We start from the raw sequence: 1,287 nt of genomic DNA, 5'->3' as shown, positions 1-1,287 counted from the left end.
CCCTGTCGCACCGGACCCACCCGACCTACGGCATCCAGTTCCACCCGGAATCGGTCCTGACCGAGGGCGGCCACGCCCTGTTCGCCAATTTTCTGGGGCTGGCCCGGGCCTGGCGGGAGGGACAGCGCGATGCTGTGGCGTGACGGCGCCCTCGTCGCGGGGACGACCGCGCCGCTGGACCTCACCGACCGCGGCCTGACGCTGGGCGACGGCCTGTTCGACACGGCGCTGGCGCTGGGCGGCCGGGTCGCCTTCGCGGAGGCGCACATCGCCCGGCTCGTGACCTCCGCGGACGCGCTGGGGATCCCCGCCGCGCCGGACCGGATCCGGGAGGCCATGCGGGCGCTGGCCGGCGCGGGGGGCGGGACCGGGGAGCGGCTCGCGATCCGCACCACCCTCACCCGCGGCTCCGGCCCGCGCGGCCTGAAGCCGCCGGAGGATCCGAGCCCGACCCTGTTCGCCACCGCGGCGCCGAGCGCCCGCAGCGCGGCCTTCGCGCCCCTGCGCCTGTGGCCGACTTCGATCGCCCGCAACGACACGTCCCCGGCCGCCCGGCTGAAGACCTTGGGCTACGGCGACGCGGTGCTGGCCGCCCGCGACGCCGCCGCGGCTGGGTTCGACGAGGCGCTGTTCTGCAACACCCGGGGACGCGTCGCATGCGCGGGCACCGGCAACCTGTTCGGCCTGTTCGGGGAGATCCTGGTGACGCCGCCGCTGACCGACGGCGTCCTCGCCGGGATCGTGCGGGCGGAGATCCTGGCGCTCGCCGCCGGATGCGGGCTCCGGGCGGAGGAGCGGTCGCTGAGCCTGCCCGACCTGATGGGCGCCGAGGCCGTGTTCCTGACCAATTCCCTGCGGCTCCTCGCCCCCGTGACGGCGGTGGGCGAGACGGCCTTCGCCAGCCTCGGGCACCCGGCGGTTGTCCGCCTCAGGGCGGCGCTCCGCGAGTCGGTGGCCCGCGCCTGCGGGGTGGCGGAGGAGTCCGTCGCGTGACCGGGCAAGCGGTCGAGACGGGCCGCCGCCGGCTCCGCTACGGGCTCGCGGCCCTCTACGCCTTCATCGGGGTGGTGCATCTCGTGGCGACCGACGCGATGCTGCCGCTGATGCCCGACTGGGTGCCGCAGCCGCGGCTCGTCATCCTGGCGACCGGCCTGTGCGAGATCGCCGGCGCCGTCGGCCTGCTGACGGGCCGGTTCCGCCGGGCGGCCGCGCTCGGCCTCGCCCTCTACGCGGTCTGCGTCTACCCGGCGAACCTCAAGCACGCCTTCGACCACGTCGCCATCGCCG

General features: G+C 76.1%; 2 protein-coding genes and 1 pseudogene. All 3 read left to right on the top strand.

The features are described from left to right. Positions 1 to 143, top strand: a pseudogene (locus I53_RS23015) (aminodeoxychorismate/anthranilate synthase component II); the annotation flags it as partial. Next, entirely contained in the window at positions 130 to 993 is an 864-nt protein-coding gene (locus I53_RS23010; protein WP_043355104.1) for an aminotransferase class IV, read from the top strand. The pseudogene I53_RS23015 and the gene I53_RS23010, both read left to right, overlap by 14 nt. Next, a partial coding sequence (locus tag I53_RS23005) for a DoxX family protein (protein ID WP_043355102.1) occupies positions 990 to 1,287 on the top strand: 298 nt, incomplete at its 3' end. The genes I53_RS23010 and I53_RS23005, both read left to right, overlap by 4 nt.

It is taken from the genome of Methylobacterium sp. B1 (assembly GCF_000333255.1).
In the GTDB taxonomy this organism is placed as follows: domain Bacteria; phylum Pseudomonadota; class Alphaproteobacteria; order Rhizobiales; family Beijerinckiaceae; genus Methylobacterium; species Methylobacterium fujisawaense.
Note: the sequence above shows the minus strand (reverse complement) of the source record. Positions and strands in the feature narration are given on the sequence as shown.